Annotated in this window: 8 protein-coding genes; 4 read left to right on the forward strand and 4 right to left on the reverse strand. The window is 76.1% G+C overall.

The window, feature by feature from the left end; translation table 11 throughout:
• Positions 1 to 153: 153 nt before the first annotated feature.
• Positions 154 to 717, reverse strand: coding sequence for a hypothetical protein (locus E1200_RS29655; protein WP_131955387.1), 564 nt, complete (start codon positions 715 to 717; stop codon positions 154 to 156).
• A gap of 82 nt (positions 718 to 799) precedes the next feature.
• Positions 800 to 970, reverse strand: coding sequence for a hypothetical protein (locus E1200_RS34115; protein ID WP_165950516.1), 171 nt, complete (start codon positions 968 to 970; stop codon positions 800 to 802).
• A 360-nt stretch (positions 971 to 1,330) separates the two neighbouring features.
• Between E1200_RS34115 and E1200_RS29660 the strand changes: the two genes are divergently transcribed.
• Positions 1,331 to 2,797, forward strand: coding sequence for a GAF domain-containing protein (locus tag E1200_RS29660; RefSeq protein ID WP_131955388.1), 1,467 nt, complete (start codon positions 1,331 to 1,333; stop codon positions 2,795 to 2,797).
• Between the two features lie 4 nt (positions 2,798 to 2,801).
• Here the strand turns inward: E1200_RS29660 and E1200_RS29665 are convergent, their stop codons facing one another.
• On the reverse strand, positions 2,802 to 3,524 hold the full coding sequence (locus tag E1200_RS29665) for a histidine phosphatase family protein (RefSeq protein WP_131955389.1): 723 nt from the start codon (positions 3,522 to 3,524) through the stop codon (positions 2,802 to 2,804).
• A 68-nt stretch (positions 3,525 to 3,592) separates the two neighbouring features.
• On the opposite strand from E1200_RS29665, the gene E1200_RS29670 reads away from it, so the two are divergent.
• Entirely contained in the window at positions 3,593 to 3,958 is a 366-nt protein-coding gene (locus E1200_RS29670; RefSeq protein ID WP_131955390.1) for a hypothetical protein, read from the forward strand.
• 193 nt (positions 3,959 to 4,151) lie between these two features.
• On the forward strand, positions 4,152 to 4,559 hold the full coding sequence (locus E1200_RS29675; protein ID WP_131955393.1) for a hypothetical protein: 408 nt from the start codon (positions 4,152 to 4,154) through the stop codon (positions 4,557 to 4,559).
• Positions 4,560 to 4,600: 41 nt separating this feature from the next.
• Here E1200_RS29675 and E1200_RS29680 read toward each other — a convergent pair whose 3' ends face one another.
• Positions 4,601 to 5,371 (reverse strand): NERD domain-containing protein, encoded by a 771-nt coding sequence (locus E1200_RS29680; protein ID WP_131955391.1) that lies wholly within the window; start codon positions 5,369 to 5,371, stop codon positions 4,601 to 4,603.
• A gap of 330 nt (positions 5,372 to 5,701) precedes the next feature.
• Here E1200_RS29680 and E1200_RS29685 point away from each other — a divergent pair.
• Positions 5,702 to 6,777, forward strand: a 1,076-nt coding sequence (locus E1200_RS29685) for a DEAD/DEAH box helicase (protein ID WP_131955392.1), incomplete at its 3' end; no start/stop codon positions are given.

The following is a 6,777-nucleotide window of genomic DNA, read 5'->3' on the forward strand; positions in this document are numbered from 1 at the left end:
GGGCGGGCTCGGCGGGCGGAGGCGTCATGCGCCCATTCTCGCGGACGCCCGCGCCTGCGATCTCCGCGCCGACCGCGGACGGCGGCCGCCCGGCGTGGTGAGGTCGACCCGCTCGCCGAGCGGCCACGCCAAGCGGCGGGCCCTGGCGGGCGGTCAGGCGGGGCGGTCGGTGATGTTCTGCACCGGGGCGGGCGCGGTTTCGGCCGGGGGTTCGGCGGGACGCAGCGCCATCCGGGCGCGCATCGTGTCGAGGTCGTCGCCGAACCGGGCCATGGTGGCCTGCAGGTCGCGCCACAGGCCGGTCCGCTGCTCCAGCTGCGCGATCCTGGTGCGCAGGTCGCCGATGCGGCGCTCGGCCGCGGCGAGCCGGGTGCCGTGCACGGCGCTGTCGCGGCCGGTGCGGATCAGGCTGGTCGCGACGGCGGCCACGTCGCGCTCGGTGTCGTCCATCCGCTCGTCGATGCGGGGCAGCACCCGGTCGTTGAGCTGGGCGATCAGCGAGTCGAGCTCGGCCCGCAGCGCCCGCAGCTCGGCGTCCTGGTCGCGGACGGTCTGCTCCAGCAGCGCGAGGCGGTCGAGGTAGGAGGGCAGCATGCGCCAGGCTTCCGCCGACTGCTCCAGATCCCGGCCGAGCCTGGCGAGGAGGCCCGCACTCTCGCGTAGCCGGCGCTCCGCCTCGGCGGCGGCGCGGCGGACGAGACCCGGGATCACGGTCATGGCGCTCCCTTCACGAACCGCTCGAATCGGCCTCCTTAAACTCTAGGCGAAAAGCCCCTGAATAGTGGGCGAACCAGGGCGTTCAGCGGGCGGTGCGCGCGTGTTTGCGGACGGCCGCCGGACGGGCCGCGTGCCGCGGCGGCGGCCCGCTGCACGTGCACAGGCCGCGCCGCACGATGAGCCAGGCCCGCTCGGCGGTGTAGTCGGCCCGGCTCAAGGCCGGGCGGACGCGGTGACAGGTCAGGCAGAGCATGCTTCGTTCGTCCTCCCCGTGCGGCCGGTGGCCCGCCGTTCCGCTTGCGACCCCCCGGACGCGTCGGAACGGCGGACCCCCCGAAGGCCGGCCTGGCGGCTCCCGGCGCGGCCACGGTACGCATTCTCAGGTTGCATGCACGTTGCGATGATTCGGTCACGCACGGTGCGCGATTCGGGTTGGCGAGATACTCCGAATCGGTTGCGCCTCCCCGGCCGTTCGCCGATCCTCAGACGGGCCGGTGTCCGGCACGCGGAGGGGGAGCGGGCCGTATCCGGCGAGGTCGCGAGAGCCCTGCACGTCGAAAGCCGTCCGCCGAGACCCGGCCGTGCGGTCCAGCCGAGAACGAAGAGGGTTCCCATGGTGGTGCGCAAACCGGTGGCCGTGCGGCCGCCGATCTCCGAGTCGTGGCGGCGCTCCCGGGACGCGGGCGTCGATGCGGCGGTGGAGGCGGCGCCGCTGGTGTTCGACCGGGACGCGCTCGCCGACGCCCGCGCCGCCCACCCCCTCGCACGGCACCTGCCGATGCTGGAGGAGCTGCTGCGGCGCGTCGCCGACGAGACCGAGCACCTCATGGTGATCACCGACGCCGCGGGGCACGTGCTGTGGACGCAGGGCCCGCCCGCCGCGCGCCGCGACGCCGAGGCGATCGGGCTGGCCGAGGGGTTCCGGTGGTCGGAGGACGCCGTCGGCACCAACGGCATCGGCACCGCGCTGGCGGCCGGGCGGCCCGAGTACGTGTACGCCTCCGAGCACGTCGCGCACGTCCTGCACCGCTGGTCGTGCGCCGGCGCGCCGATCACCGACCCCGACTCGGGACGGGTGGTCGGCTGCATCGACGTCAGTGCGACCGTGCGGGCGCTGCACCCGGCGACGGTCGCGCTCGTCGCCGCCGCCGCGCGGCTCGCCGAGTCGCGGCTGGAGAACGAGATGCGCCGCCGGGACGAGCGGCTGCGCGAGCGGCTCCTGCCGCACCTGCGGGACGCGGGCGTGCTCGTCACCGCGACCGGCCGGATCCTCGCGACCCCGGCCGGCCGGTACCCGGAGAGCTGGCGGGGGCGGCGCGTCGGCGTCCCCGGGCCGGGCCGGACGCTCACGCTGCCCGACGGCCGGACCGCCGTCGCCGAACCGCTCGGCGAGGCGTTCCTGCTGCGCCCGGCGCCCGCGCGGGGGTGGCCGGGTGCGCGCCCGCTGCTGCGCGGGGAGCGCCCGGCGGCGGACGCGGCCAGGTTCACCGCCGGTGAGGGTCCGCTGCTGACACTGTCCTTCCTCGGGGAGGACCGCCCGTTCGCGCACCTGGACGGGCGTCCCGTCCTGCTCGCGCTGCGGCACGCCGAGATCCTCGCCGCGCTCGCCCTGCAGCCCCGGGGGCTGACCGGGGACGGGCTCGCGCTGTGCCTGTACGGCGAGGACGGCAGCCCCGCGTCCGTCCGGCCCGAGATCCACCGGCTGCGCCAGCAGCTCGGCGGCGTCGTCCGGGCCCGCCCCTACCGGCTCGGGTGCGCGGTCGAGGCCGACTTCCTCACCGTGCGGCGGATGCTGGACGAGGGCGACGCCGCCGGGGCCGTGCGGCTGTACACCGGCGAGCTGCTGCCCCGCTCCGACGCGCCCGCGGTCCGCGCCGAGCGCGACGAGCTGGCGGTGCGGGTGCGACGGCTGGCGCTCGACCGGGGCGGCGCCGACGTGCTGTGGACCTACGCGCAGACCGAGCCGGGCCGCGCCGACCTGGAGGTGCTGGAGCGGCTCCGCGACGTCCTGCCGCCGGGTGATCCGCGGCTGGCCGCGGTCGCCTCGCGCCGTGAACGCCTCCTGGACGGCGAGGCGTAGCGGGTCAGCCGTCCTCGCCGGCCAGGTGGGCGCTGTCGTTGTAGGCCACGGCCTGCAGGCCCGAGCCGTTGCGCCGCCACCGGGTCACCGAGGCGTTGCCGATCGACTCCTCCTGGATCTTCATGATCTCCTGCTCGGTCAGCTCCTCGACCAGGTAGCGGGTCACCGCGACGATCGCGTCGTGCGTGACGACCAGCACCCGCCCGCCGGGGGCCGCGGCGTCCAGGTCGCGGTAGAAGCTGCGCAGCCGCAGCGCCAGGTCGGCCCACGACTCGCCGCCGGGCGGCCGGTAGTAGAACTTGCCGAGGTGCCGCTGCCGCTCGGCCTCCTCGGGGAACCGGCGCTCGACGCCGGCGCCGGTGAGGCCCTGCAGGACGCCCTGCTCGCGGTCGCGGAGCCGCTCGTCCACCTTCGGCCGCAGCCCGTCCGGGTCGTCCGGGTCGGCGTAGGGCGTCTGGGCGAGGGCGATCCGCGCGGTGTCCAGGGCGCGCAGATAGGGGGAGGAGACGACCAGCGTCGGGCGCTCGTCTGCGGGGAGCGCGGCGAGCCAGCGGCCGAACCGCGCCGCCTGGGCGCGGCCGGTGTCCGACAGCGGGATGTCGGCGTCCCGTTCGGGGATGCCGGCGTCCTCGGCGTCGGTGCCCGCCACGGCCTGGTAGGCGAGGTTGCCCGTGCTCTCGCCGTGCCGGGTCAGGGTCAGCCAATGCAGCGCGTCCACGCCCGACATGCTGCCATGCCCCCGGAGGCGCCGGGCACGGTGCCGCCGTGCTCTACACGCGGTAGTACTCTCGTGCCGTGACGAACGGCCTCACCGTAGTGATCATCGTGGCGGCGCTGCTCGCGGCCGGCTACGCGCTGGTGGCGGCGCTGCGCAACCGGGCGATGGACCTCGGGCAGCTGGTCGCGCTCGGCGTGCTGGAGGTCCTGCTGGCGGTGCAGGCCGTGGTCGGGTTCGGCAAGCTCTCGGGGGACGAGGGGCCCGAAAGCCAGGCCACCTTCGTCGGCTACCTGCTCGCCTGCCTGCTGATCCCGCTCGCGGGCGCCGGGTGGGGGCTGCTGGAGCGCACCCGGTGGGGCTCCGGCGTGATCGTCATCGCCGGGCTGGGCGTCGCCGTCATGGTCGTCCGGCTCGACCAGCTTTGGAGTGGAACCGGTGGCTGACCGCGACCCGGGCGACCCGGGCGACGCCGCGCGGCCCGGCTCAGAACGGCGGGACCCGGCGCGGCGCGACTCCGGAGAGCGGCGCGGCGGGGCCCGTGCGGACGGCGGCGCCCGCGCCGGCGCCGGCGTCCGCACGGGCGGCACCTCCCCGTCCGGCGCCGCCCCGTCCGGCACGGCCGGCGGGCCGGGACGGGTGCTGGTCGCCGTCTACGGGATCTTCGCGCTCGCGGCCGGTGCGCGCGCGGGCGTGCAGATCGCCACCAGGTTCGACGAGGCACCGCTGGCCTACGCCCTGTCGGCGTTCGCGGCGGTCGTCTACGCCGTGGCGACGGTCGCGCTGGGCCTGGGCGGCCGGACGGCGTTCCGGGTCGCCGTCGCAGCCTGCGCCATCGAGCTGGCGGGGGTGCTGATCGTGGGGACGCTGAGCCTCGCCGACGCCGCCGCGTTCCCCGACGAGACCGTCTGGTCCGCCTACGGGCGCGGTTACGGGTTCGTCCCGCTGGTGCTGCCGGTCGTGGGCCTGCTGTGGTTGCGCCGCACCGCCCGCATGGGTGGCGGGCCCGAAGCGGGCGGTGGGCGCCCTGTGAGCGGCGGCGTGTGAGCCCTCCGGCCACAGGTGTCGGGTGAACCGGGGCGGGGCGGTCACGCCGCGGCCGCGGGGGGCGTGCTGCGTCCGCCGATGGGCAGCGCGCGGACGGCGGCCCTGGTGATCGCCTCGACCTCGTCGGGGGAGTAGTTCGCGGTGGGGTTGCGGCTCATCCAGCGGACCAGCTTCAGCGGCGGCGCGAACACGATGCCGTCGGCGGCGAAGGGCGCCTTGGCGAGCTTGCCGCCGTGCACGGCCAGTACCGGCGTCACCTTCACCGGGACCTCCGAGACCTGCGAGATCATCTCGGCGGCGGCGCCGGCGCGCGCGGTGAGCCCGCGGACCAGCGCGGACTGGGTCCGGCCGTCGATGAACAGCCGGTCGCCGTGCGGGGAGATCTCCGCGTCCGGCTGCCACGCCTCGTTGTGCACCAGCCACACCCCGCCCGGCCCGAACACCAGCTGGTCGGCCTGCCCGTGCCCGGGGACCGTCCGCTCGTACAGCACGCGGTGGCCGCGCCGCTCCAGGGTGTGGCGCAGCAGCCGGCCCATCCGCCGGTCGCCGCGCAGCCCGCGGCGCCACACACCGGCAGCGTGGTAAACGCGCCAATGGGCGAACGCGTCCGCGGCCGCGACCAGCACCGCCATCGCGATTCCGAAAACGGCGTTGACGAGCAGTCCGCACAGGAGGAGCGTCGCCGCCGCCAGAATTGCGCGGGTCCGCAGCCGGCCCTTTCGGCCGCGTTGCCAGAGGTCCTCGTATACCGCCTGGGGCGAACCACCGGTGAACGCGGCCCGGTCCCTGAGGTAGATGGAGCTTCCGATCATGAGACCCTCCCAGCACCCTGCGATGACGGCTTCATTATGGGGATGGGGACGGCATTGTCGCCACACTTTTCAAGGTGACGTGCGTCAAACCCGAAAGCAAGTGACGATGCGGGAAGCATTCCCTATCCGCCGTTCTGTGGGAGGTTGCGGAGGCGATTCCCGGGGAGAACTCAGACATCGCACCAGGAATGGCTGAAAGGCGCGGTGCAACTTCCATCGCAACGCTCGGAGCCTTTTTCATTTCGGTTGCGATTCCGGTACGGACGATCACCGAACGCACCGAAACGGACCGGGCGGCCCGGTGCGGCCCGGTGCGGGCACACTTGTCGGATGCACATCAGCGACGCCGAGGGCCTTCCCGTCCGGGACGCCGTCCCGGCCCTGCGCGCGGCACTGGACGAGCGCGGCGCGGCCGTGCTGGCGGCGCCGCCCGGCACCGGGAAGACGACCCTGGTGCCGCTCGCGCTCGCTGGGCTCGCGCTCGGCGGCCCGCCCGCGGCGGGGAAGGTGCTCGTCCTGGAGCCGCGCCGCCTGGCCGCCCGCGCCGCGGCCCGCCGCATGGCGTGGCTGCTCGGCGAGCGGGTCGGCGGACGCGTCGGCCTCACCGTCCGCGGCGACAGCCGTCCCGGCACGCACGTCGAGGTCGTCACGACCGGGGTCGTGCTGCGGCGCCTCCAGGCGGACCCGGAGCTCGCGGACGTCGGCACGGTCATCCTCGACGAGTGCCACGAGCGGCACCTGGACGCCGACACCGCGCTGGCGTTCCTGCTGGACGTCCGCGCGGCGCTGCGCCCCGGCCTGCGCGTGGTCGCCGCGTCCGCGACCGCCGACACCGGCCCGTGGGCACGCCTGCTCGGGGACGCGCCCGTGGTGGAGACCCCGGCCGCGCTGCACCCCGTCGAGACGGTCTGGGCGCCGCCGCCGCGCCCCGTCGCGCCGCCGCACGGCATGCGGGTCGACCCGGCGCTCCTCGGGCACGTCGCCGCGACGGTGCGCCGCGCCCTCGCCGAGCGGGACGGCGACGTCCTGTGCTTCCTCCCCGGCGCCGGGGAGATCGCCCGCGTCGCGGGCATGCTCGGCGGCGTCCGGGCCGAGGTCCTGCAGGTGCACGGGCAGGCGCCGCCGGCGGTGCAGGACGCGGTGCTCGCCCCGTCCGGCCGCCGCCGCGTCGTCCTCGCCACCTCCGTCGCCGAGTCGAGCCTCACCGTCCCCGGCGTCCGGACGGTGGTGGACGGCGGCCTCGCCCGCGAGCCCCGCACCGACCACGCCCGCGGCCTCGGCGCCCTGACGACCGTCCGCGCGTCCCGCGCCACCGCCGGCCAGCGGGCGGGGCGCGCCGGACGCGAGGCCCCCGGCACCGTGTACCGCTGCTGGACCGAGGCCGAGCACGAGCGCCTGCCCGCCCG

Origin of the sequence: Actinomadura sp. GC306 (assembly GCF_004348665.1) — a bacterium.
Classification (GTDB): Bacteria; Actinomycetota; Actinomycetes; order Streptosporangiales; family Streptosporangiaceae; genus Spirillospora.

Excerpts from the sequence above, each read along its gene's own strand:
- E1200_RS29655 (WP_131955387.1), bottom strand. The coding sequence starts at position 717 with ATGACCGTGATCCCGGGTCTCGTCCGCCGCGCCGCCGCCGAGGCGGAG.
- E1200_RS34115 (WP_165950516.1), bottom strand. The coding sequence starts at position 970 with ATGCTCTGCCTGACCTGTCACCGCGTCCGCCCGGCCTTGAGCCGGGCC.
- E1200_RS29660 (WP_131955388.1), top strand. The coding sequence starts at position 1,331 with ATGGTGGTGCGCAAACCGGTGGCCGTGCGGCCGCCGATCTCCGAGTCG.
- E1200_RS29665 (WP_131955389.1), bottom strand. The coding sequence starts at position 3,524 with ATGTCGGGCGTGGACGCGCTGCATTGGCTGACCCTGACCCGGCACGGC.
- E1200_RS29680 (WP_131955391.1), bottom strand. The coding sequence starts at position 5,371 with ATGATCGGAAGCTCCATCTACCTCAGGGACCGGGCCGCGTTCACCGGT.